The organism is Streptomyces sp. NRRL F-2580 (genome assembly GCF_000720115.1).
In the GTDB taxonomy this organism is placed as follows: Bacteria; Actinomycetota; Actinomycetes; order Streptomycetales; family Streptomycetaceae; genus Streptomyces.
On sequence record NZ_JOIR01000038.1, the window covers coordinates 15,563 to 38,670 of the forward strand.

General features: G+C 71.7%; 23 protein-coding genes. 12 read left to right on the top strand and 11 right to left on the bottom strand.

The genetic code is table 11. The features are described 5' to 3' along the window. Window positions 1-146: 146 nt before the first annotated feature. Complete coding sequence (locus IF88_RS0132090) at window positions 147-767, top strand: hypothetical protein (protein WP_030720452.1); 621 nt, start codon at window positions 147-149, stop codon at window positions 765-767. A 62-nt stretch (window positions 768-829) separates the two neighbouring features. Here the strand turns inward: IF88_RS0132090 and IF88_RS0132095 are convergent, their stop codons facing one another. Both IF88_RS0132095 and IF88_RS0132100 read right to left on the bottom strand, forming a co-directional pair. After that, window positions 830-1,504 carry a response regulator transcription factor gene (locus IF88_RS0132095; RefSeq protein WP_030720455.1) on the bottom strand — a complete coding sequence of 225 codons (675 nt, stop codon included), beginning with the start codon at window positions 1,502-1,504 and terminating at the stop codon, window positions 830-832. A 17-nt stretch (window positions 1,505-1,521) separates the two neighbouring features. Next, window positions 1,522-2,724 (bottom strand): sensor histidine kinase, encoded by a 1,203-nt coding sequence (locus IF88_RS0132100; protein ID WP_030720458.1) that lies wholly within the window; start codon window positions 2,722-2,724, stop codon window positions 1,522-1,524. A 154-nt stretch (window positions 2,725-2,878) separates the two neighbouring features. On the opposite strand from IF88_RS0132100, the gene IF88_RS0132105 reads away from it, so the two are divergent. Further along, on the top strand, window positions 2,879-3,829 hold the full coding sequence (locus tag IF88_RS0132105; RefSeq protein WP_037807814.1) for an SAM-dependent methyltransferase: 951 nt from the start codon (window positions 2,879-2,881) through the stop codon (window positions 3,827-3,829). A gap of 90 nt (window positions 3,830-3,919) precedes the next feature. On the opposite strand, the gene IF88_RS0132110 is transcribed toward IF88_RS0132105, so the two are convergent. Continuing rightward, complete coding sequence (locus IF88_RS0132110) at window positions 3,920-5,470, bottom strand: M28 family metallopeptidase (RefSeq protein ID WP_030720464.1); 1,551 nt, start codon at window positions 5,468-5,470, stop codon at window positions 3,920-3,922. A gap of 271 nt (window positions 5,471-5,741) precedes the next feature. After that, window positions 5,742-6,866, bottom strand: a complete 1,125-nt coding sequence (locus IF88_RS0132115) for a DUF5937 family protein (RefSeq protein ID WP_030720468.1) — start codon at window positions 6,864-6,866, stop codon at window positions 5,742-5,744. Window positions 6,867-7,064: 198 nt separating this feature from the next. Here IF88_RS0132115 and IF88_RS0132120 point away from each other — a divergent pair, with 198 nt between their 5' ends. Next, complete coding sequence (locus IF88_RS0132120; RefSeq protein ID WP_030720471.1) at window positions 7,065-7,274, top strand: hypothetical protein; 210 nt, start codon at window positions 7,065-7,067, stop codon at window positions 7,272-7,274. A gap of 350 nt (window positions 7,275-7,624) precedes the next feature. Here the strand turns inward: IF88_RS0132120 and IF88_RS0132125 are convergent, their stop codons facing one another. The 5 genes from IF88_RS0132125 to IF88_RS0132145 are packed head-to-tail and all read right to left on the bottom strand — an operon-like array spanning window position 7,625 to window position 13,063. Continuing rightward, entirely contained in the window at window positions 7,625-8,434 is an 810-nt protein-coding gene (locus IF88_RS0132125; RefSeq protein WP_030720474.1) for a type III pantothenate kinase, read from the bottom strand. 3 nt (window positions 8,435-8,437) lie between these two features. Beyond that, complete coding sequence (gene nadC, locus IF88_RS0132130; RefSeq protein ID WP_030720477.1) at window positions 8,438-9,406, bottom strand: carboxylating nicotinate-nucleotide diphosphorylase; 969 nt, start codon at window positions 9,404-9,406, stop codon at window positions 8,438-8,440. A gap of 2 nt (window positions 9,407-9,408) precedes the next feature. Then, on the bottom strand, window positions 9,409-11,169 hold the full coding sequence (locus IF88_RS0132135; protein WP_030720480.1) for an L-aspartate oxidase: 1,761 nt from the start codon (window positions 11,167-11,169) through the stop codon (window positions 9,409-9,411). Then, the gene (gene panC / locus IF88_RS0132140; RefSeq protein ID WP_030720483.1) at window positions 11,166-12,155 is read right to left on the bottom strand and encodes a pantoate--beta-alanine ligase; all 990 of its coding nucleotides are present in this window, start codon (window positions 12,153-12,155) and stop codon (window positions 11,166-11,168) included. Before panC ends, IF88_RS0132135 begins: the two co-directional genes overlap by 4 nt. Continuing rightward, window positions 12,152-13,063 carry a Rossmann-like and DUF2520 domain-containing protein gene (locus tag IF88_RS0132145; protein WP_030720486.1) on the bottom strand — a complete coding sequence of 304 codons (912 nt, stop codon included), beginning with the start codon at window positions 13,061-13,063 and terminating at the stop codon, window positions 12,152-12,154. Before IF88_RS0132145 ends, panC begins: the two co-directional genes overlap by 4 nt. A gap of 111 nt (window positions 13,064-13,174) precedes the next feature. Between IF88_RS0132145 and IF88_RS0132150 the strand changes: the two genes are divergently transcribed. The 7 genes from IF88_RS0132150 to IF88_RS0132180 all read left to right on the top strand — a co-directional run bounded on the left by IF88_RS0132150 (window position 13,175) and on the right by IF88_RS0132180 (window position 17,108). Continuing rightward, on the top strand, window positions 13,175-14,305 hold the full coding sequence (locus IF88_RS0132150) for a threonine aldolase family protein (RefSeq protein ID WP_030720489.1): 1,131 nt from the start codon (window positions 13,175-13,177) through the stop codon (window positions 14,303-14,305). A gap of 142 nt (window positions 14,306-14,447) precedes the next feature. Beyond that, window positions 14,448-14,639, top strand: coding sequence for a DUF397 domain-containing protein (locus IF88_RS0132155; RefSeq protein ID WP_030720495.1), 192 nt, complete (start codon window positions 14,448-14,450; stop codon window positions 14,637-14,639). Between the two features lie 48 nt (window positions 14,640-14,687). Then, complete coding sequence (locus tag IF88_RS0132160) at window positions 14,688-15,287, top strand: hypothetical protein (protein ID WP_078893277.1); 600 nt, start codon at window positions 14,688-14,690, stop codon at window positions 15,285-15,287. A gap of 14 nt (window positions 15,288-15,301) precedes the next feature. Next, entirely contained in the window at window positions 15,302-15,466 is a 165-nt protein-coding gene (locus IF88_RS47440; RefSeq protein WP_030720505.1) for a hypothetical protein, read from the top strand. Between the two features lie 108 nt (window positions 15,467-15,574). Then, complete coding sequence (locus tag IF88_RS0132170) at window positions 15,575-16,063, top strand: BlaI/MecI/CopY family transcriptional regulator (RefSeq protein WP_030720508.1); 489 nt, start codon at window positions 15,575-15,577, stop codon at window positions 16,061-16,063. An 11-nt stretch (window positions 16,064-16,074) separates the two neighbouring features. Beyond that, window positions 16,075-16,605: an amino-acid N-acetyltransferase gene (locus IF88_RS0132175; RefSeq protein WP_030720511.1), complete on the top strand. Its 531-nt coding sequence runs from the start codon at window positions 16,075-16,077 to the stop codon at window positions 16,603-16,605. A gap of 164 nt (window positions 16,606-16,769) precedes the next feature. Then, window positions 16,770-17,108: a histone-like nucleoid-structuring protein Lsr2 gene (locus tag IF88_RS0132180; protein ID WP_030720514.1), complete on the top strand. Its 339-nt coding sequence runs from the start codon at window positions 16,770-16,772 to the stop codon at window positions 17,106-17,108. Here IF88_RS0132180 and IF88_RS0132185 read toward each other — a convergent pair. Further along, window positions 17,087-17,686, bottom strand: a complete 600-nt coding sequence (locus IF88_RS0132185) for an SCO3374 family protein (protein WP_030720517.1) — start codon at window positions 17,684-17,686, stop codon at window positions 17,087-17,089. The genes IF88_RS0132180 and IF88_RS0132185 overlap by 22 nt on opposite strands. Window positions 17,687-18,149: 463 nt before the next feature. Between IF88_RS0132185 and IF88_RS0132190 the strand changes: the two genes are divergently transcribed. Both IF88_RS0132190 and IF88_RS0132195 read left to right on the top strand, forming a co-directional pair. After that, window positions 18,150-20,675, top strand: coding sequence for an ATP-dependent Clp protease ATP-binding subunit (locus IF88_RS0132190; protein ID WP_030720519.1), 2,526 nt, complete (start codon window positions 18,150-18,152; stop codon window positions 20,673-20,675). A gap of 522 nt (window positions 20,676-21,197) precedes the next feature. Next, the gene (locus IF88_RS0132195; protein ID WP_030720522.1) at window positions 21,198-21,863 is read left to right on the top strand and encodes a M23 family metallopeptidase; all 666 of its coding nucleotides are present in this window, start codon (window positions 21,198-21,200) and stop codon (window positions 21,861-21,863) included. Window positions 21,864-21,921: 58 nt separating this feature from the next. Here IF88_RS0132195 and IF88_RS0132200 read toward each other — a convergent pair whose 3' ends face one another. Continuing rightward, window positions 21,922-23,103 carry a LamG-like jellyroll fold domain-containing protein gene (locus tag IF88_RS0132200; RefSeq protein ID WP_030720525.1) on the bottom strand — a complete coding sequence of 394 codons (1,182 nt, stop codon included), beginning with the start codon at window positions 23,101-23,103 and terminating at the stop codon, window positions 21,922-21,924. Between the last annotated feature and the right edge of the window lie 5 nt (window positions 23,104-23,108).

A 23,108-nucleotide genomic window follows, 5' to 3' on the forward strand; every position in this document is an offset into this window, starting at 1 on the left:
GGACGCGTGAGCCGGACGGGGGGCCGACTGCGGCACACGAGGTAACTGTGTGATTACCAGAAGAGCTCATTGGTGACTCCGGGTAGCGAAGGGGGCGACGGATCCTCGACCTGATCCGTCGTCAGCAACCCCAAGGGACAACACTGATGAACCCGAACACCTCACGGCTCCTGCGCCTCGCGCGACTGGCCGCCCCCGCCGCGGCGGCGCTCGCGATGACGATGGCCTTCGCCGGCCCCGCGGCCGCCGATCCCTCGTTCGTGACGCGGTCGGGCGGCGAGGTCCGCTTCGCGGCCCTGCCCGGCGAGCAGAACACCGTGACCTTCAGCATCGGGAGCGGCGGCGTCGTCACCGTCACCGACTCGACGAGCACGATCACGGCCGGCCCCGGCTGTGTCCAGCAGGGACCCAACGCCGTCCGCTGCGGTGTGCTCACCGGGCTGACCCGCATCCAGGCCACCCTGGGCAACGGGAACGACGTCGCGACCAACAACACCCCGGTTCCGTCCGACATGGACGGCGGATCGGGCGAGGACCGGCTGATCGGCGGCACCGCCGCCGACCGCCTCACCGACTCCGACGGCTGGAACGCCAACACCGCCGGCACCACCACCTTCGAGGGCGGCGGCGGCAACGACACCCTCGTCAGCAAGAACGGCGGCTTCGACCGGATCACCTGCGGTACGGGCTTCGACATCCTCGTGGCCGACCAGGCGGCCCTCGACACCCTCCCGGCCGGCTCGGGCTGCGAATTCGTCATCCGCTAAGCCGGCGCGGCCACGGGTTCCCCTCGGGCCGGGCGGCCCGGGGGGAACACCCGAGGACGGCGCTAGCCCGCGCCGCCGCCCGCGCGGACCAGGCCCGTCTCGTACGCCAGGACCACCACCTGGACGCGGTCGCGCAGCCCCAGCTTCGTCAGGATGCGGCCCACGTGGGTCTTCACGGTCGCCTCCGACAGGACCAGCCGGGCCGCGATCTCCCCGTTCGACAGCCCCTGGGCCACCAGCAGCATGACCTCGCGCTCGCGCTCCGTCAGCCGCTCGATCTCCTTGTTCTGCGGCTCCTGCGTGGTCGTCGGCAGCATCGGCGCGAAGCGGTCCAGCAGCCGCCGCGTCGTGGACGGGGCGACCACCGCGTCCCCGCTGTGCACCGAGCGGATGGCCGCCAGCAGTTCGGCCGGCGGGACGTCCTTCAGCATGAAGCCGCTCGCCCCGGCCTTCAGGCCCGAGAAGGCGTACTCGTCCAGGTCGAAGGTGGTCAGGATGATGACCTTGGGGTGCTCCTCCGGCTCGCAGATCCGCCGCGTCGCCTCGACACCGTCCAGCCTCGGCATGCGGACGTCCATCAGCACCACGTCCACCTTCGTGGCCCGCAGCACCTCCAGCGCCTCCAGGCCGTCGCCCGCTTCGGCGACGACCTCCATGTCCGGCTGGGCGGCGAGCACCATCCGGAAGCCGGTGCGCAGCAGCACCTGGTCATCGACCAGCATCACTCGGATGGACATCAGTTACCTCGTCCTCGTCATCTCTTCTTCAGGGGAAGCAGTGCGCTGATCCGGAAGCCGCCGCCGGGACGCGGGCCCGCGTCCAGGGTTCCGCCGACCATCCCGATCCGCTCGCGCATGCCGATCAGTCCGTGCCCGGCGCCGTCCGTGCCGCCGTCCTCGTACAGTTCGTGGGCCGCGCCCCGGCCGTCGTCCTCGACCAGCAGGCCGAGCCCGTCGTCGAAGTAGACCAGCCGGACGCTGGCCGTCGCCTCCGGGCCGCCGTGCTTGCGGGTGTTGGTCAGCGCCTCCTGCACGATCCGGTAAGCCGTCAGCTCGACCCCGCTGGGCAGCCGCCGCGGCGCGCCCTCGACCTCAAAGTCCACCACGAGCCCGGACGCCCGTACCTGCTCGACCAGGACCTCGATCTGCTCGACGTCGGGCTGCGGCACGTAGTCCTCGGACTCCTGGGGCTCGCCGGTGCGCAGGACGCCCAGCAGTCGGCGCATCTCGGCGAGGGCCTGGCGGCCGGTGCCGGAGATGGTCTGGAGGGCCTCCTTGGCCTGCTCGGGGGCCACGTCCATGACGTACGCGGCTCCGTCCGCCTGGACCACCATCACCGAGACGTTGTGCGCGACGACGTCGTGCAGCTCGCGGGCGATCCGGGCGCGCTCGCCGGCCACGGCCACCTTGGCCTGGGCCTCGCGCTCCTTCTCCAGCCGCTGGTTCCGCTCGATCAGCTGGGCGTAGTAGGCCCGGCGGGTGCGCAGCGAGTCGCCCAGCACCCACGCCAGCACGAACGGAATGATCATGAAGATGGCGAAGAGGAGGTTGTCGACGTCGTTGCTGCCCTTGTCCACGCCGAAGCGGACGAAGTAGAGCGGCGCGGCCGCCAGCCCCCAGCCCAGCGCGGTGCGGGAGACCCAGCGCGGGACCTCGCTCGCGGCGACGGTGTAGAGGATCACGAACATGGCGAGGTCCCAGACGCCCGCGATGATCCCCAGGGAGAGCTGGAAGGCGCCCGCCCCGAGGGTGAGCCAGAACATCGCCTGCGTCCACTTGCGGCGCAGGGCCACGGCCGTGCTCAGCGCGAGCACCACGGGGACGGCGGCGAACTTCAGGGGCCGGCTGATGTCGGGCTCGCCCGCGACGTTCAGCATCGAGACCCCGAAGAGGAGGACAGCCCAGAAGCTGTCGACGCCCGTCGGGTGTCTGCGGAGGAAGTCGTAGAGGCGCTGCACGTAACCCAGAGTAGGGAACGGTGATAGGTGCTGGAGTCAACCAGAGGTTCGAACCTGGCCTCGGGGGCGTACTCCCGAAGGTGGAGTTGAGCTTAGCCTTTGTGGGGTGAGCACCCAGGGTGGACATCCGACTCCGGTCCGGTGGCGCGACGCGATGGACGCCGCCCTGTACGGGCCCGGCGGCTTCTACGTGCGCCCCGGCGGCCCCGGCCCCGCCGGGCACTTCCGTACCTCGGTGCACGCCTCCGCGCTGTACGCGGGAGCCGTGGCCCGGCTGCTGCGGTGGGTGGACGCGGAGCTCGGGCACCCGCAGGGGCTGGACCTGGTCGACATGGGGGCCGGGCGCGGCGAGCTGCTGGCCGGGGTGCTGGCCGCGCTGGAGCCGGAGACGGCCGCGCGGGTGAGGCCGTACGCCGTGGAGCGCGCGGAGCGGCCCGTGGGGCTCGACCCGCGGATCCGGTGGGTCGGGGCGCCGCCCGAAGGGGCGACGGGGCTGCTGTTCGCCAACGAGTGGCTCGACAACGTGCCGCTGGAGATCGCGGAGGACGGGCGCTACGTCCTGGTCGCCCCGGACGGTACGGAGAGCCCCGGCGGCCCGCTGGACGGCGCGGACCGGGCCTGGCTGGAGCGGTGGTGGCCCGGCGGCGGGGCGCAGACCGGCCGGGCTGAGATCGGCCGGGCGCGCGACGAGGCCTGGGCGGGGGCCGTGGCGAGCCTGGAGCGCGGGCTGGCGGTGGCGGTGGACTACGGCCACACGCGGGACGCGCGGCCCCCGTACGGCACGCTGACGGGCTTCCGCGCGGGCCGGGAGGTCCCGCCCGTCCCGGACGGCGGCTGCGACGTCACCGCGCACGTGGCGCTGGACTCCTGCGCGGGGCCGGGCGCGGTCCTGCTGACGCAGCGCGAGGCGCTGTCGGGGCTCGGGGTCTCGGGCTCCCGCCCCGCGCTGGCGCTGGCCTCGGCGGATCCGGTGGCGTACGTGCGGGCGCTGGCGTCTGCCGGAGAAGCCGCCGAGCTCACCGCGCGCGGGGGGCTCGGCGACTTCTTGTGGCTGTGCCAGCCGGTCGGGATCCGGGCGGCTTGGCCCGGGGCCGCCGCCGGCTGACGCGGGCCCCGTGGGTGGAGCCCGGCCGGCGCCGGGACCCGGGGCTCCGCCCCGGACCCCGCGCCTCAAACGCCGGCGAGGCTGGACTCGCTACTGGTTGACCTCGTCGTGGCCCTGGTGGAGGCCGCCGCCGCTGCCCGAACCGTTCGTCGGCGTCGAGGTGACCGGCTTCGACAGCGGGGCCAGGTCGTGCGCGTAGTGGCCGACCGCGTCCGCGATGACGTCGACGTTGATGTCGAGCGCCTTCTGGTCGATGTTGGTGATGTCGTCACCCTTGCCGTGGTAGTTCACGTCGTAGGCGACGCCCGCCTGGCCGCCGAACTTCGCGGCCTGGTCCGGGGTCTTGATGCCCTCGGCGCCGGTGAAGGTGCCGCCGGAGGGGATGCCGACCTCGATGAACGGGCCGTAGTCCGAGCGGCCGGAGAAGTCCGTGCCCTCGTGCGGGATCTTCTTGGAGTCGAGGAAGTCGGTGATCCCCTTCTCCAGCTGGGCGGAGCCGGCCGGGCCGGGGCCCGCGCCGGTGGCGTCCGAGTCGTCGCCGTCGTAGACGAAGTACGCGGAGTTCGGCGAGGCGATCATGTCGAAGTTCAGGTAGAGCTTGATCTGCTTCTTCTGCTCGTCCGTCAGCCCGGCGACGTACGCCTCCGAGCCGAGCAGGCCGAACTCCTCCGCCGACCACCAGGCGAACTTGACCTTGTTCTTGACCTTCTTCTGCTCGCTCGCGAGCCGCTGGGCGACCTGGAGGATGCCCGCCGAGCCGGAGCCGTTGTCGTTGATGCCGGGGCCGGCCGCGACCGAGTCGAGGTGCGCGCCGAGGAAGACGGTGTTGTTCTCGTCGCCGCCCTTGGTCTCGGCGATGACGTTGAACGTCTTGCGGTTCTCGCGCAGCTGCCGGATGTCGAGGGTGACCTCGACGGGGCCGGCCGCGGCCTCGGCGGCGAGCTTCTCGCCGTCCTCCTGGGTGATGCCGCCCGTCGGCACCTTGCCCGCGTTCGGGTCGCCGAGGGTTCCGTTGAGGGCGCCCGCGGTGTTGTTGTAGATGATCGCGCCGACCGCGCCGGCCGCCGCCGCGTTCTGCTGCTTCACCGCGAAGGTGCAGCCGCCGCGCTTGACCAGGGCGATCTTGCCGGTGAAGGTGCCGGAGGCGAAGTCGCCCGGCTCGCAGCCGTTCGTCCCGTCCGCGTCGACCGGGGCGACGGCGACCCGGGCGGTCACGCCGCCCTCCGGGCTGTTCGCCGTGTACGACATCAGGTGGATCGGTACGTCGCGCTGGTTCGCGCCGCCCACCGTCAGCTTCTCCTCGATCGTCTCGACGTAGACGAAGTCGAACTCGTTGCGGGTGACCGTGTATCCGGCAGCCTTCATCACGGCCTCGATGTACTTGGCCGACTGCTCGTGGCCCTTGGAACCGGCCACGCGGGTGCCGTTGTTGTAGTCGGCCAGGGACTGCAGGACCTTGAGGTGGTTGTAGGCGCCCTTGCCGGTCGCGTCCTTGACCAGCTTCCTGGCGAGCGCGTCACCGCGGGCGGCGTCGCTCTGCGGGCTCCCGGTGGCTCCGGCCGGTCCGGCGAGCAGCAGCGGTGAGACGAGGGCCGCTGCGGCCAGGGCGGCGGTTGCTGCGGCTATACGGCGTGAGGGCATGAAGGTCCTTCCACGACAAAGGCGAGCAGGGCGGGCGGATCTGGGCACAGCAGGGCACAGCAAGGCACAGCAGGGCACAGCGAGGCACAGCGTGGTGGCGCGTGGTGCGACGGAAACGCAGAATCGGTGTGCGTCAGGTGGGGAAACAGTGAGCGCACGTTAGACAGCAAGTGGCCACCAAGACCAGAGTTTTCGCTGTTTTCGGTTGATGAATTCCGTATATCGGTGAGTCTGCGCCGAGCAAATCCGGCCAAACGCCCGCCGGTTCCGCCTAGCGCAGGATGCCCTCGATGAAGTCGGAGCCGATGCGGGCGACCGCACCCAGGTCCAACTGGTGCTGGGCGTAGCGGCCTTGCCTCCGCGTGTGCATCAGGCCGGCCTTCTTCAGGACGGCCAGATGCCGTGACACCTCCGGCGCGGTGATCCCGTTCACGGCCGCCAGTTCGCTCGTCGTGTACGGGGCCCGCGCCAGGCTCCGGCACAGCAGCATCCGCATGGGGTGGGCCAGGGCCTCCATCCGCCGCTGGAGCAGCTCCACCGAGCCCGGCGCGGAGACCGGTTCGGGGGTGCCGAGCGGATAGTGGACCACCGGCCGCCAGCCCGGAGCGTGCACCACGAGCAGATGCGGCCAGCCGAAGTTGGTCGGCACGAAGACGAGGCCGCTGCCTATTCGGGGGTCGGTCGCCGTGGTCGTCCCGTGGAGCATCTTGTCGACGGTGATGGTGGTGAGGCCCTCGTCGACGCTGAGCGCGGCCGAGACCTCCCTCAGCGCGGCCGGCAGCCCCTTGCGGCGCAGCAGTTCGGTCTTGTGCCGGGCGTCGGCGCTCTGCCCCGGTTCCACGCGCTTCCAGGTCTCCGCGAAGAAGGCCTCGTCGCAGTCCTCCAGGAGCCGGCGCATCCACACCCGTACGCCGGCGGTGTCGTCCAGCAGGCGTACGGAGAACTCCAGCTGGTGGGGGCCGCGGGCGGCGGCCACCTCCAGCGCCTTGGCCCGGGCCGCCGGGTTCGTGAGCGGGGACGGGCCGCCGCCCTCGTTGTAGAGCGCCAGCCAGCAGTGCTCCAGGGCGGCCAGCACGAACTGCTCGTCGTCCAGCCGGTCGAGTACGTCGAGCTCCTCGGCCAGGGTCCCGGCGGGCACCCCGGTCCCGCCGGTGATCCCGGCGAAGGCCATGAAGATGTCGGAGAACGAGCTCCGCCACATGAACTCGCCCTCCAGCAGCCGGTCCGCGAGGCACGGATCGAGCGAGGCGGCGGTGGCCGTGGTCCAGGAGGTGAGCGCGGGGTGATGGGTGGGCTGGGAGAGCGCGTGCAGCGCCATGCAGAGCTCCGCGAGGGGGGAGGGCGCGAAGGTGATCCGCTCTGCGGGGAGTCCAGCGATGTCGATGGTGACGCTCATCAGGCCATTCTGTCGTCCCGCTCACCGGGGGTGTTGCCGGGTGGACCGTGCGGCGCCGCCGTACGAGTGGCCGCGGGCGGTCCGGCGCGGCGGCCGGACGAGTGATCGTTTGCCTGTGGGGCGGCCGCGGGGAGCCGTCGATTGACGGGGAACGTCAACTGTCGTGCGCGGTGCCGCCGACGGGGTGAGGGTAGAGCTATGAGCGCGATCGAGCAGTACCTCATAGACACCTGGCGGGCCTCCCAGCACGCGGAGCCGATGCCCCCGCCCCCCGGCCGCGACGACGTCGCCGTCCTGCGCGAGATCCGGTCGTACGAGCAGGTCAAGGCCGTGGTGGACGGCCGCCCGGCCGACCACCCCTGGCGCGCGGCGGTGCGCCGGATGCTGAGCCGGCCGCGCGCTTGCTGAACCGCCACCGGCCAGGGGACCCGGCTGGTGGCTCGCGCCGGGCCGGCTGCGCCGGGGCCGGGCTTCGGGTGGGGGCCGGTTGGGACGGGGCCGGGCGCCGGGTGGCTGCGCCGCTCGGGCGGGGTCGGGTGGGGGCCGGTTGGGACGGGGCCGGGCGCGCGCCGGGGCGTCTCCTCGGACGCCGAACGTGTCGGGGGGTCGGAGAGCCGAGCCCCGTTGCGTTCGGCGCCCTGCGGGGATCACCCCGACACACACCCGACCCCGCCCCAACCGGCCCGGCTGCCCCCAAATTCAGCCCCTCCGGCGTTTGAGGTGCGGGGTGCGGGGCGGAGCCCCCGGGAGGTAACGGCTCAGTCGAAGTTCGGCGCGTTGCGTTCGTAGACCAGTCGCAGTCCGACCAGCGTCAGCCACGGTTCGTGGTCGTCGATCACCGAGGACTCGCCCAGCACCATCGGCGCGAGCCCGCCCGTCGCGATGACGCGGACGTCGTCCGGGTCACCGTTCGGTCCGGCCAGCTCCTTCGCCATGCGGGCCACGACCCCGTCGACCTGGCCCGCGAAGCCGTAGACCACACCCGACTGCATCGCCTCGACCGTGGACTTGCCGATCACGTTGCGCGGGCGGGCCAGCTCGATCTTGCGGAGCTGGGCGCCGCGGACGCCGAGGGCCTCCATGGAGATCTCGATGCCGGGGGAGATGACCCCGCCCACGTACTCGCCCTTCGCGGACACCGCGTCGAAGGTGGTCGCCGTACCGAAGTCGACCACGATCGCCGGGCCCCCGTAGAGCTCGACCGCCGCGACCGCGTTGATGATGCGGTCCGCGCCGACCTCCTTCGGGTTGTCCATCAGGATCGGCACGCCCGTCTTGATGCCCGGCTCCACCAGCACCGCCGGCACGTCGCCGTAGTAGCGCCGTGTGACCTCGCGCAGCTCGTGCAGGACCGACGGCACCGTCGAGCAGATCGCGATGCCGTGGATGCCGTCGCCCAGCTCGCTGCCGAGCATCGGGTGCATGCCCATCAGGCCCTGCATGAGCACGGCCATCTCGTCGGCCGTGCGCCGCGGGTCGGTCGAGATGCGCCAGTGCTCGACGATCTCGTCACCGTCGAACAGGCCCAGGACCGTGTGGGTGTTGCCTACGTCGATGGTGAGGAGCACGGGTTACACCGCCTCGCGCAGATCGAGGCCGATGTCCAGGATCGGCGAGGAGTGGGTCAGCCCGCCGACGGCCAGGTAGTCCACGCCGGTCTCCGCGTACGCCCGGGCGGTGTCCAGGGAGAGGCGGCCCGAGGACTCCAGCACCGCGCGCCCGGCCACCAGGGCCACGGCCTCGGCGGTCTGCTCGACCGTGAAGTTGTCCAGCAGGATCAGGTCGGCGCCAGCCTCCAGGACCTCGCCGATCTGCTCCAGGGTGTCGACCTCGACCTCGATCGGGAGCTCCGGGAAGGCCTCCCGCACGGCCTTGAAGGCCTGCGCGACCCCGCCCGCCGCCACCACGTGGTTGTCCTTGACCAGCGCGGCGTCCGAGAGCGACATCCGGTGGTTGACGCCGCCGCCGCAGCGCACCGCGTACTTCTCCAGCGCGCGCAGGCCCGGCGTGGTCTTGCGGGTGTCGCGGACCTTGGCCCCGGTGCCCTCCAGCACGTCCGCCCAGCGGCGGGTGGCCGTCGCGATGCCGGACAGCCGGCACAGGATGTTCAGCGCGCTGCGCTCCGCCGTGAGCAGGTCGCGGGTGCGCGAGCGCACCGACAGCAGCAGCTGCCCGGCCTCGACGCTGTCGCCGTCCTCCGCGTGCCGCTCCACCTCGAAGGCCTCGGTGCACACCACGGAGAACACGGCCTCGGCGATCCGCAGACCGGCCACGACGCCGTTCTCGCGGGCGACGAAGTCGGCGATCGCCTCGGCCTCCTCGGGCACCGTGGCGACGGTGGTGACGTCCACGCCGCCGTCCAGGTCCTCGGAGAGCGCCATGTGCGCGATGTCCTCGACCTCGATGGGGTCCAGGCCCGCGTCGGCCAGCAGCTGGGCGAGCGCCGGGTCCAGGCCGCTCTCCTCGCCGTCACCGCAGGCGCAGTCGTCGCCGCAGCCGCCGTCGTTCTGGTCGATCAGGGGAAGTTCGGGGGTGCTCACGGTCACTGCTCCAGGCTCGGGGTGCTCAGGGGGTGCACGGACGGGAAGTCCGCGGAGTCGGTGGGTACGACGACCAGGGCCCGCTTCTCGGTCGCCGAGAGCCGGACGACGAGGTGACGCCGCCAGTCGGCATCGTCCCGGTCCGGGTGGTCCTCGCGCCAGTGGCAGCCGCGGGTCTCCTCTCGCCGCCGCGCGGCGGCGACCAGGACCCGTGCCACGCACAGCAGGTTCGTGGCCTCCCAGGTGTCCACACCCGGTTCGGCGGTCTTGCCGTGGGCCTCCAGGTCGTTCAGGGCGGTCGCGTACAGCGCTTCGAGGGCCTCGGCCGCCGTGGCCAGCGAGGCGGCGGAGCGGAGCACGCCCGCGCCCTCCGTCATGATCCGCTGGATCTCGTGCCGGGCCGAGGCGGGCTGCAGCGGGCCGGTGGCCGCGACCGGGACGACCGGGCCGTTGCCGCCGAAGCGCTGCGCGGCGATGTCGTCGGCGATCCGCTCGGCGAAGACCAGGCCCTCCAGCAGCGAGTTGGAGGCGAGCCGGTTCGCGCCGTGCACACCGGTGCAGGCGACTTCACCGCAGGCGTACAGGCCGCGGACGGTGGTCCGGCCGTGCAGGTCGGTCCGTACGCCGCCGGAGGCGTAGTGCGCGGCGGGCGCGACCGGGATCGGCTCGGTCACCGGGTCGATGCCGTGCGAGCGGCAGGCGGCGAGGATCGTCGGGAAGCGCTGCTCCCACATCTCGGCGCCGAAGTGCCGGGCGTCCAGGTACATGTGCTGCGCGCCCCGCTCCTGCATGCGGCGCATGATGCCCTTGGCGACGATGTCGCGCGGGGCCAGTTCGGCGAGCTCGTGCTGGCCGACCATGAAGCGGACTCCGTCCGCGTCGACGAGGTACGCGCCCTCCCCGCGGACCGCCTCCGACACCAGCGGCTGCTGCCCCTCGGCGTCCGGGCCGAGGAAGAGCACCGTCGGGTGGAACTGCACGAACTCCAGGTCGGAGACCTCGGCGCCGGCGCGCAGCGCGAGCGCCACGCCGTCACCGGTGGACACCGACGGGTTCGTGGTGGCCGAGAAGACCTGGCCCATGCCGCCGGTCGCGAGGATCACGGCGGGCGCGTGGACGGCGCCGACGCCGTCGTGCTGGCCCTCGCCCATCACGTGCAGCGTGACTCCGGCCGTGCGGCCCTGCGCGTCGTGCAGCAGGTCCAGTACGAGGGCGTTCTCGACCGTCTCGATGCCCGCGGCCTGGACCGCCTCGACGAGGGCCCGGGAGATCTCGGCGCCGGTGGCGTCGCCGCCCGCGTGCGCGATGCGCCGCCGGTGGTGGCCGCCCTCGCGGGTCAGTTCTATCTCGCCGGTCTCCGCGGAGGTGTCGAAGACCGCTCCGGTGGCCATCAACCGCCGTACCGCGTCCGGGCCTTCGGTGACGAGCAGTCGTACGGCCTCCTCGTCGCACAGGCCCGCGCCCGCGACCAGGGTGTCGTCGAGGTGCTGCTCGGGGGTGTCGCCGTCGCCGAGGGCCGCGGCGATGCCGCCCTGGGCCCAGCGGGTGGAGCCGTCGTCGAGCCGGGCCTTGGTGACCACGACGGTACGGCGGCCCGCGGCGGCGCAGCGCAGGGCGGCGGTCAGGCCCGCCACGCCGGAACCGACGACCACGACATCGGCGTCGAGGGACCAGCCGGGGGCGGGCGCGTGCAGGCGTATGCCGGTGCCCGCGGCCGTGTCTCCGCCGTCGCTGCCTGCGGGGCCTCTGCCTGGGGTGCTCACGAGTGTGCTCCGAATTCCAATGGGATGTTGTCGATCAGCCGGGTCGCGCCCACCTTCGCGGCGACGGCCAGCACGGCCTGCCCGGTGAAGTCGGGACCGGCCTCGGTGAAGTCCTCCGGGTCCACCAGCGCCAGGTAGTCCAGGTCGAGCGGCGGCTCGTGGCGGCCCGCCTCCTCCAGGACGTGCAGCGCGGCGGCCCGTACGGCGTCCGGCAGTCCCCCGCCCGCGGCCGAGACGGCGTGGGCGTCGGCCGAGGCCCGGATCTCGCCCAGCCGGGCCAGGGCGCTGGCCCGCTCGTCGCTGGCCGGGGAGGCCTCGGCGCGGGCGCGCAGCGCCGCCTGCGCGGCGAGCCGGTCCTGCCCGGCGAACAGGGCGCGGGACAGGGCCAGGGCCGTGTGCCGCTCGGCGGGGGAGAGGTAGCGGTTGCGGGACGACAGGGCGAGCCCGTCCTCCTCGCGGACGGTCGGTACGCCGGCCACCTCGACGGGGAAGTTCAGGTCGGTCACCATCCGCCGGATCAGCGCCAGTTGCTGGGCGTCCTTCTGGCCGAAGAGGGCCAGGTCGGGTCGGGTGAGATGGAGCAGTTTGGCGACGACGGTCAGCATCCCGTCGAAGTGGCCGGGGCGGGTGGCCCCTTCGAGGCGTTCGCCCATCGGCCCGGCGGTGATCCGCACCTGAGGGTCGCCGCCCGGGTAGACCTCGCCGACGGCCGGGGCGAACACCGCGTCGGCGCCCGCCCCTTCGGCGATCAGCAGATCGGCGTCGAGCGTGCGCGGATAACGGTCGAGGTCCTCGTTCGCCCCGAACTGCAGCGGGTTGACGAAGACGGTGACGACGACCTGGCCGTCCGGGCCGGCCTGTTCGCGGGCGGTGCGGATCAGGGTGGCGTGGCCCTCGTGCAGGGCGCCCATCGTCATCACCACGGCCCGGCGGCCGGTTCGCGCAAGACCGTGCAGCTCCTCGGCGGTGTGCAGCAGCTGGATCACTGGTGGCCCCCGTCGGTGTCCGTGTCGGCGAGCACGCCGAGCAGGTCCTCGGCGAGTTCCGGCTTGAGCAGACCGTGCGCGAGGGCACGGTCGGCGGTGGTGCGGGCCATCGCCAGGTACCCGGCGACCGCGGCCGGCGCGTGCCGGCGCAGCTCCGAGACGTGCGCCGCGACCGTACCGGCGTCACCGCGGGCCACCGGGCCGGTCAGGGCGCCGTCGCCGGAGCGCAGGGCGTTGTCGAGGGCCGCGCCGAGCAGCGGGCCGAGCATCCGGTCGGGGTGCTCGACCCCGGCCTTGCCCAGCAGCTCCATCGATTGGGCGACCAGGGTGACCAGGTGGTTCGCGCCGAGGGCGAGGGCCGCGTGGTAGAGCGGACGGTTCTCCTCCGCGATCCATTCGGGCTCCCCGCCCATCTCGATGACCAGGGCCTCGGCGGCCAGGCGCAGCTCCTCGGGGGCGGTGACGCCGAAGGAGCAGCCGGCCAGGCGCTGCACGTCGACCTCGGTGCCGGTGAAGGTCATCGCGGGGTGCAGGGCCAGCGGCAGGGCGCCCGCGCGGCGCGCCGGGTCAAGCACGGCGGCCCCGTACCGGCCCGAGGTGTGGACGAGGAGCTGGCCGGGCCGGATCGCCCCGGTCTCGGCCAGGCCCTCCACCAGGGAGGGCAGCGCGTCGTCGGGGACGGTGAGGAGCACCAGCTCGGCCCGCTCCAGCACCTGCGCGGGCGGCACGAGCGGCACGTCGGGCAGCATCCGCGCGGCCCGGCGCACGGACGCGTCGGACACTCCGGAGACGGCGACGGGCCGGTGCCCGGCCTGCTGGAGCGCGCGGGCCAGCGCCGGACCGACACGGCCGGCTCCGACGACGCCGACGGCGAGCCGGGCAGGACGTGGCTGCTGTGATGGATTCACGCGGGGAGGGCCTTCCGTTCCAGTCCGCGGGGGGTACCGGACGATACGCCGCCATGCTAGCTCCTGGGGGAATTGGCCGGACGGCGACGACGTGGGTGAGGATCGGGCTCCATGAGCGACGACAGTGACGACACGGAACGTACGAAGCGGCAGGTGGCGGCCTGGCGCGGAGCGGAGCGCAAGCTGTCGCGCAGCCTGCTCGAACCCACGGTGGGGGAGCTGCTCGCCGGGCTCGCCGAAGCCCCGTACGCCATGGACGGACCGGCCGACGTGTACGGCGACGGGATCGTCGAGACGCTGGAACGCCGGGTCGCGGAGCTGCTCGGCATGCAGGACGCGGCGTTCTTCCCCAGCGGGACGATGGCCCAGCAGATCGCGCTGCGCTGCTGGGCGGGCCGCACCGGGAACCCGGTGGTGGCACTGCACCCGATGAGCCATCCGGAGCGGTGGGAGGGCGACGCGCTGTCGAACGTCTCCGGGCTGCGGGTGGTGCACCAGACCACGGAGGCCCGCCAGCCGACGCCCGCCGAGGTCGGGGCGGTCCGGGAGCCCTTCGGCACGCTGATGCTGGAGCTGCCGCTGCGGGACGCCGGTTTCCTCCTGCCCACCTGGGAGGAGCTGGAGGCGCTGGTCGAGGCGGCCCGCCAGCGGGAGGCGGTGGTCCACTTCGACGGCGCCCGCCTGTGGGAGTCCACCGTCCACTTCGGGCGCCCGCTGCCGGAGATCGCCGGGCTCGCGGACTCGGTCTACGTCTCCTTCTACAAGTCGCTGGGCGGCCTCAGCGGGGCCTGTCTGGCCGGGCCGCGGGAGTTCGTGGAGGAGACCCGCGTCTGGCGCCACCGGTACGGCGGCCAGATCTTCCGGCAGTTCCCGCAGGCCCTGTCCGCGCTGGCCGGACTGGAACGGGAGCTTCCCCGGCTGCCGTCGTACGTGGCCCAGGCGCGGATGGTGGCCGGGGCGCTGCGCTCGGCGTTCGAGGAGTCGCAGGTCCCGTGGGCCCGGATCCACCCGGAGGAGCCGCACACCCACCAGTTCCAGGTGTGGCTGCCGTACGAGGCGGACCGCCTGACGGAGGCGGCCCTGCGGCTGGCGGAGGAGACGGGCACGGTCCTCTTCCGCCGGTGGTCCGCCGACGGGCCGCCGGGTCTCGCGGTGACGGAACTGGACATCACCGAGCCGGGGCTGTCCTGGACGGAGTCCGACGTGAAGCAGGCCGCCGCCGACTTCGTGGCGCGGCTCTAGATCTTTCTGCCGGGGGCGGCGGCCTTGTGCACGGCTTCGCCACGAATCACCGAATTCCGGGAAACTCACCGGTCGGGGCCGGTGTCGGAGTTACCGTCCCCTCGACGGCAATTACCGGCCACCGTTGCCCGGAGGAGACACCATGACCGCTCAGCCCACGTGGCGGAAGTCCTCGTTCTGCAGTGAGGGCGACGCCTGCGTGTACGTCGCCACCGCCCCCGGAGCCCTCGTCAAGGTCGCCGACCGCGTCGACCCGGCGCACCTCGTGCTCGCCACGACGCAGGCCGCCTGGGCCGATTTCATCCGGGCCGTCAAGGAAACCGCCGCGCCGTAATTGCTCACCCTCAGGGGGTTTTGTCCGATTAGCGCGTATCTTCGGCCCATGCCCACGCCTTACGGATCCCGCGGCGGCATGGCGTTCAGCGCTGCTGAGCTGCACGTGCTCAGGCGCCTCCTCGCCCACGCCCTTCAGTCCTCCCCTGCCCCCCTGGCGGCCGCGGAGGTCCAGGACTGCCTGCACCTCGCGCAGTCGGTGGACGACGCGGTCCAGGAGGCGGGCCGGCTCAGAGCGTTCCTCCTCGACGACCTCGCCCGCTACCGGGGTGCCCTGCCCGGCAGCCTCTCCGGCTACCTGGAGCTGCTGCAGGACGCCCTGGCCGCCGGCTACGAACCGGCCCCCGACGACCTCGCCGCCCTGCGCGCGCTCCGCGCCAATCCGGTCGCCGCGGCGCTGCTGGAGCGGGCCCAGGTCGTCGCGCAGCGCTCCGTGCGCCGACGGCTTTCGACGACCCCCGCGCCCCGGACCCGGCTGCTGGCGCTGGCCGGCGGGCGGGAGGAACAGCCGAAGCCGGCTCCGCAGCCCAAGGAGCCGTCGCAGCCCGACTCGCCGCGTCCCGAGCGGCCGGTTCCCACCCCCGGCGAGGTGTTCCCGCCGCGCCGCAAGCCCGCCCCGCCCCCGGCGGCCGGGCGGGCCGTCGGGTAGCTACGCTGTGGGGCATGGACTACGTCTCCGCCCTCGTGCCCCCCGTCGTGATGGCCGCGTTCTTCATCGCTCTCGTGGTGACGATCGTGAAGAGCCAGGGCGGCGCCAACAAGGCCAAGGAAGACGCCGCGGTCGACGCGGTGATCGCCCGGGCCGAGGCCGCGCGCCAGCAGAACTAGCCCCCTGGGCGACGGGAGTGCGGCCGCGTCGGCCGCACTCCCGATTTTGTCGCGCGTTGCCGGGCGAATAGTCGGGCAATTCCGCACAAGCAGCACTATCGTGCTGTTGTGCCTCGCCCCTTGGGAGAACTCGAAGACGCCGTCATGACGCGGGTGTGGCAGTGGAACCGCCCGGTCACCGTTCGTGAAGTACTGGAAGACCTCCAGCAGGAACGGTCCATCGCGTACACCACGGTCATGACCGTTATGGACAATCTTCATCAGAAGGGCTGGGTCCGCCGGGAAGCCGAAGGCCGCGCCTATCGATATACGGCGGTCTCCACCCGCGCCGCCTACTCGGCCGCACTGATGAACGAAGCCTGGTCGACGAGCGACAACCCCGCGGCCGCCCTCGTCGCCTTCTTCGGCATGATGTCCGCGGAACAGCGGGAAGCACTCAGGGACGCCGTACGGGTCGTCCAGCACGACGGCGAGTCCGGCGGCGAGGCCGCGGCCGAACCCCCCGCTGAACCTGCCGCCGAACCCCCCGCCGAACCCCCCGCTCCGCAGGAAGCCGAAGGGGACTCCGCCGAGCGCCCGCAGGAGCCGGGGCGATAGCGTCCGCAGCCATGGGAGAGTTTTCCTCTGCACACGCAGAAACAGTGACGATCCGCCGTGCCCGCACCGGTGATGTTCCCGCGCTGCGCCGCCTCCTCGACCAGTACGTGCAGCAGCGGATCCTGCTGGACAAAGCCCCGGTCGTCCTTTACGAGGACATCCAGGAGTTCTGGGTCGCGGAACGCGACTCCGACAGTCAGGTGGTCGGCTGTGGCGCTCTCCACGTGATGTGGGAAGACCTTGCCGAAGTGCGTACTCTCGCCGTGGACCGCGCCTTGAAGGGTGCCGGCGTCGGCCACAAGGTGCTGCAGCAGTTGTTGCGGACCGCCCGCACGCTCGGGGTGAGCCGGGTTTTCTGCCTGACCTTCGAAGTCGAGTTCTTCGCGAAGCACGGCTTCGTCGAGATCGGCGAGACCCCGGTCGACACCGATGTCTACATGGAGCTCCTGCGTTCCTATGACGAGGGTGTCGCCGAGTTCCTCGGTCTCGAACGAGTGAAGCCGAACACCTTGGGCAACAGTCGGATGCTTCTGCACCTCTGATCGATGGCCTACGCTTTTCCGTCGATCAGCAACCTGTGGCCTATGTCCGAATCGCGCACGTTTCCCGCCCTGTTGCGGTCCTGAACCTCTCCCCGGGGGTTTGTGTTTTCCAGGCAAAAGCGGTTTCCTTTCCACGTACTGCTTTTCGATGAAAGGAAATCCCGGTGGCACAGAAGGTTCAGGTCCTTCTTGTCGACGACCTCGACGGTGGCGAGGCGGACGAGACGGTGACGTTCGCTCTGGATGGCAAGACCTACGAGATCGACCTCACCACCGCCAACGCTGAAAAGCTCCGCGGTCTGCTCGACCCGTACACCAAGGGCGGCCGCCGCACCGGTGGCCGTGCCACCGCGGCACGTGCGAAGGGTCGCGCCTCGGCGACGACCGGCAACCCGGACACCGCGGAGATCCGCGCCTGGGCCAAGGAGAACGGTTACAACGTGAACGACCGCGGTCGCGTCCCGGCCGAGATCCGCGAGGCCTACGAAAAGGCCAAGGGCTGACGGACCCCCGTCGTACGCCGCCCGAGGCGGGCCCGATGGCATTCCGTCGCCGCCGCCGCCACCAGGCGTACGAGATCGGGCCCGCCGGTGCCCCTTCCGGGGCCGGGTCCGGCGGCCCGCCCGGGACCGGGCAGGGCCGGCAGCAGTGCCTCACACCCCTGCTCGGGGGGTCGCAGCCACACAGCGGCCCCCCGAGGGCTTTCTCCCAGGGGCTGCCCCGGGGGAGCCGGGGCGGTGATCCGGCCACCCTCACCCAGGGCGGTCAGATCCAGGGCGACCCCGCCCCACTCCAGCCAGTCGAGCAACCCCTCCAGCTCGTCTGCGCTCCCCGCGGCCACCAGGAACCGCATCCGGCGCCCCATGAGCGCCACCGGGCCCGTGGCGACCGGCCTGCGCAGCAGGGCCGCTCCCGCGTCGGACGGCAGCTCCAGCACGTCGAACCGGACCCCGGTCGAGAGCAGGCCGGGCGGACCGCCCGTGACGGCCCAGCCGAGCACCCTCTCGTACCAGGAGGCGTACGCACCCCCCTCGGGCGCGACGCGGGGCGGCGGGACGGTCGGCACAGCGGTGAGGGCCATGCCCGGAGCAACTCGGGAAACGCCCCGGGGTTACGGTCGGCGTGACACTCCGCACTCACTCATATGCGGAACGTAAACATCCGCGGCAGCGGAGTCCCACATTCGGGACGGAACTGTGTTCGCCCTTAGCTGAGGGAACCGGTGCCGGGGGCATGGAGTGTCAGTGCTGACGGGTAAGACATTCCTAGTGGATCGGGGCGACACGCTGATTTGACGGGCTTCCGTTCGCCGTCGGCGTACACGCATGACGGGTATCTGCCTGGCCTGCGGGAACATCGTCTCGCACCATCGAGTTGGAGCAGTTGTCGGCTCTTCAAGCCGGTTTTCCCCGCTGATGCAGGGGTGAGCCGGGGACGGATGTCGGCAGTTGGAATGAGCTGTCCCGCCCCGCGGGACTAGCATGCGGAAGGACAGGGCGGGGACCGACCCCGAACTGCCCGACCGCTCTGAGGAGCGATAAACGATGTTCGAGAGGTTCACCGACCGCGCGCGGCGGGTTGTCGTCCTGGCTCAGGAAGAAGCCCGGATGCTCAACCACAACTACATCGGCACCGAGCACATCCTCCTGGGCTTGATCCACGAGGGTGAGGGTGTCGCCGCTAAGGCCCTGGAGAGCCTCGGGATTTCGCTCGAGGCTGTTCGCCAGCAGGTTGAGGAGATCATCGGACAGGGGCAGCAGGCCCCTTCCGGCCACATCCCCTTCACCCCGCGGGCGAAGAAGGTCCTGGAGCTTTCGCTCCGAGAGGCCCTCCAGCTCGGCCACAACTACATCGGCACCGAGCACATCCTGCTCGGCCTGATCCGCGAGGGCGAGGGCGTCGCCGCCCAGGTCCTCGTGAAGCTGGGCGCCGATCTCAACCGAGTCCGGCAGCAGGTCATCCAGCTGCTCTCCGGCTACACCGGCGGGGGCAAGGAGTCGGCCACGGCCGGCGGCCCGGCCGAGGGCACGCCCTCGACCTCGCTCGTCCTGGACCAGTTCGGCCGCAACCTCACCCAGGCGGCCCGCGAATCCAAGCTCGACCCGGTCATCGGGCGCGAGAAGGAGATCGAGCGGGTCATGCAGGTGCTGTCCCGCCGTACGAAGAACAACCCGGTCCTCATCGGCGAGCCCGGCGTCGGCAAGACCGCCGTCGTCGAGGGCCTGGCGCAGGCGATCGTCAAGGGCGAGGTCCCCGAGACCCTCAAGGACAAGCACCTCTACACGCTTGACCTCGGCGCCCTGGTCGCCGGCTCCCGCTACCGCGGTGACTTCGAGGAGCGCCTGAAGAAGGTGCTCAAGGAGATCCGCACCCGCGGCGACATCATCCTGTTCATCGACGAGCTCCACACCCTCGTGGGTGCGGGCGCCGCCGAGGGCGCGATCGACGCCGCCAGCATCCTCAAGCCCATGCTGGCCCGTGGTGAGCTCCAGACCATCGGTGCCACGACGCTGGACGAGTACCGCAAGCACCTCGAGAAGGACGCGGCCCTCGAGCGCCGCTTCCAGCCGATCCAGGTGGCGGAGCCTTCCCTCCCCCACACGATCGAGATCCTCAAGGGCCTGCGCGACCGCTACGAGGCCCACCACCGCGTCTCCATCACGGACGAGGCCCTCGTCCAGGCGGCGACGCTGGCGGACCGGTACATCTCGGACCGCTTCCTGCCGGACAAGGCGATCGACCTGATCGACGAGGCCGGCTCCCGGATGCGCATCCGCCGGATGACCGCGCCGCCGGACCTCCGCGAGTTCGACGAGAAGATCGCGGCCGTGCGCCGCGACAAGGAGTCGGCCATCGACTCCCAGGACTTCGAGAAGGCGGCTTCTCTCCGCGACAAGGAGAAGCAGCTGCTCGCGGGGAAGACCAAGCGTGAGAAGGAATGGAAGGCCGGCGACATGGACGTCGTCGCCGAGGTCGACGGCGAGCTCATCGCCGAAGTCCTCGCGACCGCGACCGGCATTCCCGTCTTCAAGCTCACCGAGGAGGAGTCCTCGCGACTGCTCCGCATGGAAGACGAGCTCCACCGTCGGGTCATCGGCCAGAAGGACGCCATCAAGGCGCTCTCCCAGGCGATCCGCCGTACCCGTGCGGGTCTGAAGGACCCGAAGCGCCCGGGTGGCTCGTTCATCTTCGCCGGCCCGTCCGGTGTCGGTAAGACCGAGCTCTCGAAGACGCTCGCCGAATTCCTCTTCGGTGACGAGGACGCGCTGATCTCCCTCGACATGTCGGAGTTCAGCGAGAAGCACACGGTTTCCCGTCTCTTCGGTTCGCCCCCCGGCTACGTGGGCTACGAAGAGGGCGGCCAGCTCACCGAGAAGGTGCGCCGGAAGCCGTTCTCCGTCGTCCTCTTCGACGAGGTCGAGAAGGCCCACCCGGATATCTTCAATTCCCTTCTCCAGATCCTGGAGGACGGTCGGCTGACCGACTCCCAGGGCCGGGTCGTGGACTTCAAGAACACGGTCATCATCATGACGACCAACCTGGGTACCCGGGACATCTCGAAGGGCTTCAACCTGGGCTTCGCGGCGCAGGGCGACACGAAGACCGGCTACGACCGGATGAAGGCGAAGGTCAACGAAGAGCTCAAGCAGCACTTCCGGCCCGAGTTCCTCAACCGTGTCGACGACACGGTCGTCTTCCACCAGCTCACCGAGGAAGACATCATCCAGATCGTCGACCTGATGATCGCGAAGGTCGACGAGCGCCTGAAGGACCGCGACATGGGCATCGAGCTGAGCGGTGACGCGAAGCTCCTGCTCGCCAAGCGCGGCTACGACCCGATCCTGGGTGCCCGGCCGCTGCGCCGGACCATCCAGCGCGAGATCGAGGACATCCTGTCGGAGAAGATCCTCTTCGGCGAGCTGCGCCCCGGTCACATCGTGGTCGTCGGCAAGGAGGGTGAGGGCGAGGAAGCCAAGTTCACCTTCCGCGGCGAGGAGAAGTCGGCTCTGCCGGACCTCCCCCCGATCGAGGCCACGGGCTCCGGCCCGGACCTGTCGAAGGGCGCGTAAGCGCGACCGAGCACGAAGGGGCGGCCCCGGGACTGAGAAGTCCCGGGGCCGCCCCTTTTCCGTAGGCGGGCCCCCGCGCGCGCCCAGGGACCCCTGGAGGCCCCGGAAGGGCCGGTGGGCGTCCGCCAAGGCCCGCGCCCGCCCCCTCGCCGCCCCGCCCCCTCGTACGGGGGTCGGGCCCGCGTCTCCGGAGCGCGTGGGGGTTGCCCGCCGATGGTCCCGGGCGGGTGGGTCGAAGGTCCCTGGCCGGTGACAAGCCGCACAGAACAAAACGGACGTACTAGGTGGATTCGTAGATCCAAAGGGGCCTGGGAGGGGACCTTCGCCCCAGCAGGGGGCCGTCAACGGGACACATCACACCCACCCGGCTACGAGCCCCGGTAGTAATCGGGACATTTGGGGAAGTCCCCACCCGCGGGTTACCAAAGGTGAGCCAACCCGGCACACGTTCCAACGTGCCGGGTCACTTCATGCCCGAGACGGGCGTGAACCGCCCCTGTCCCCGGCCCCGGAGGTCTGCACATGTCCGCGAAGCGCGTCAGCACCCGTCGTACCCGTATCGCCGTCGGCACCACCGCTCTCGGTGCGGTGCTGGCCCTGGGGGCCGGGACGACCGCCGCGTTCGCCGACACCGCGCAGACGGCACTCGCCGGTACCCCCGAGCTGGTCGCCCAGCAGGCCTCCGCCCAGGCCGGCGCCGCCGCCGCGGCCGCCAAGGCCGAGGCGAAGCCCGCTGCGAAGACCGCCTCGAAGACCGCCTCGAAGGCCGGTCTGTGGGGCAAGCCGCTGGAGAAGTACACGCTGTCCGCGACCTTCGGCAAGGGCGGCAGCATGTGGTCGCACAAGCACTCCGGCCAGGACTTCGCCGTCCCGGTCGGCACCTCGGTCAAGTCCGCGGCCGCCGGTGTCGTCGTCAAGGCCGGCCCGAACGGCGGCGGCGACGGTCCCGCGTACGGCAACGCCATCGTGATCAAGCACGCGAACAACACGTACTCGCAGTACGCGCACCTCTCGAAGATCCAGGTCAAGATCGGCCAGAAGGTCGCCGCCTCGCAGCGCATCGCGCTGTCGGGCAACACCGGCAACTCCAGCGGCCCGCACCTGCACTTCGAGATCCGCACCACCCCGAACTACGGCTCGGCCGTCAACCCGGTGGCCTTCCTGCGCACCGTGGGCGTCAGCATCTGATCGACGTCCGACCCGTCGGTCCCCGTGACCGACCCCACGACCCGGCCCGGCCGGCTGCTCAGGTGAGCAGCCAGGCGTGGGCCGGCTTCGTTTCCGGACCGAGCTTGCCCTCCTTGTACGCGGCGGCCTGCTCCGGCGTGAAGGCCGTGTCGTAGAACTTGATGTTGTGCAGGGCGCCCTGCCAGGCGCCGGTCCAGATGTTGTGGTGCTTGGAGCGGCCCAGCTGGAGCGGGCCGGGGGCCTGCCAGATCGGCGGGACCTGGGTGGTCTCGCCGGCCTTCTTGCCCTCGACGTAGAGCGCGATGGTCTTCTTCTCGGCGTCGTAGGTCGCCATCAGCATCGTGGGGGTCTTGAGCACGGTGGGCCCCTCGGCGGTGACGGTCCTCGTCGTCGCCGCGGCGCCCTTGTCGCCGGTCTGCACGCGGAAGATCCAGGCCTGCTTGCCGCCGACCTCGTTCACGCCCAGCTCGAACGAGAACGACTCCCCGTCGCCCTGGCTGATCGCGATCCGCGAGCCCTTGGCGCCGGAGCTGTAGACGCGGGCCGTGACGGTGAAGCTCTTGCTCACGTCCACGACGGGCTCGGCGGACTGGGCGTACGAGTTCGCGTTGCCCTTCCCGACGATCTGGAACCGCTTGCCCAGCGGGCCGACCTGGAAGTCGGGGCCGAGCCGGATGCCGGTCTTGCCGTAGCTGTCGCGCAGCAGGGTCGCGTCGCCCTCGACGGTCGCGGTGTAGCCCGCAGGGGACTTCGAGTCAACGGGCTCCGGCGAGGCGGACGTAGAGGGCTGGGCATCGGCCCCGCCCGGCCCGTCGCCGTCGTCGCCGAGCAGGAAGAACGTTCCGCCGCCGGCCAGCAGCGCCAGTACGGTCACCCCGCCGCCCAGCATCCACAGCCGCTTCCTGCGCCGCTCGGCGGCGGACCGGTCGGCCATGGCCTCCCAGTCGGGCTGCGACGAGGATATGAGCGGCTGGGCGGGCTGCGCCGGCGCCCACCCCGCGCCGGCGTCCTGCTGCTGGTACGGGTTCGGCTGCTGCCCCTGCTGCGGGTAGCCGTAGCCGTACCCCTCGCCGCCGGCCGGATAGCCGTAGCCGCCCTGGTCGCCGCCCTGCCGGGGCGGGCCGGGCGGGGAGCCGTAGCCGCCGCCCTGCGCGGGCGGACCCGGCGGGAACCCGTATCCGCCGCTCCCGGGGGCGGGCTCGGGCTGCGGGTTGCTCGGGGGATTCACGGCGTCGGTCATGCCAG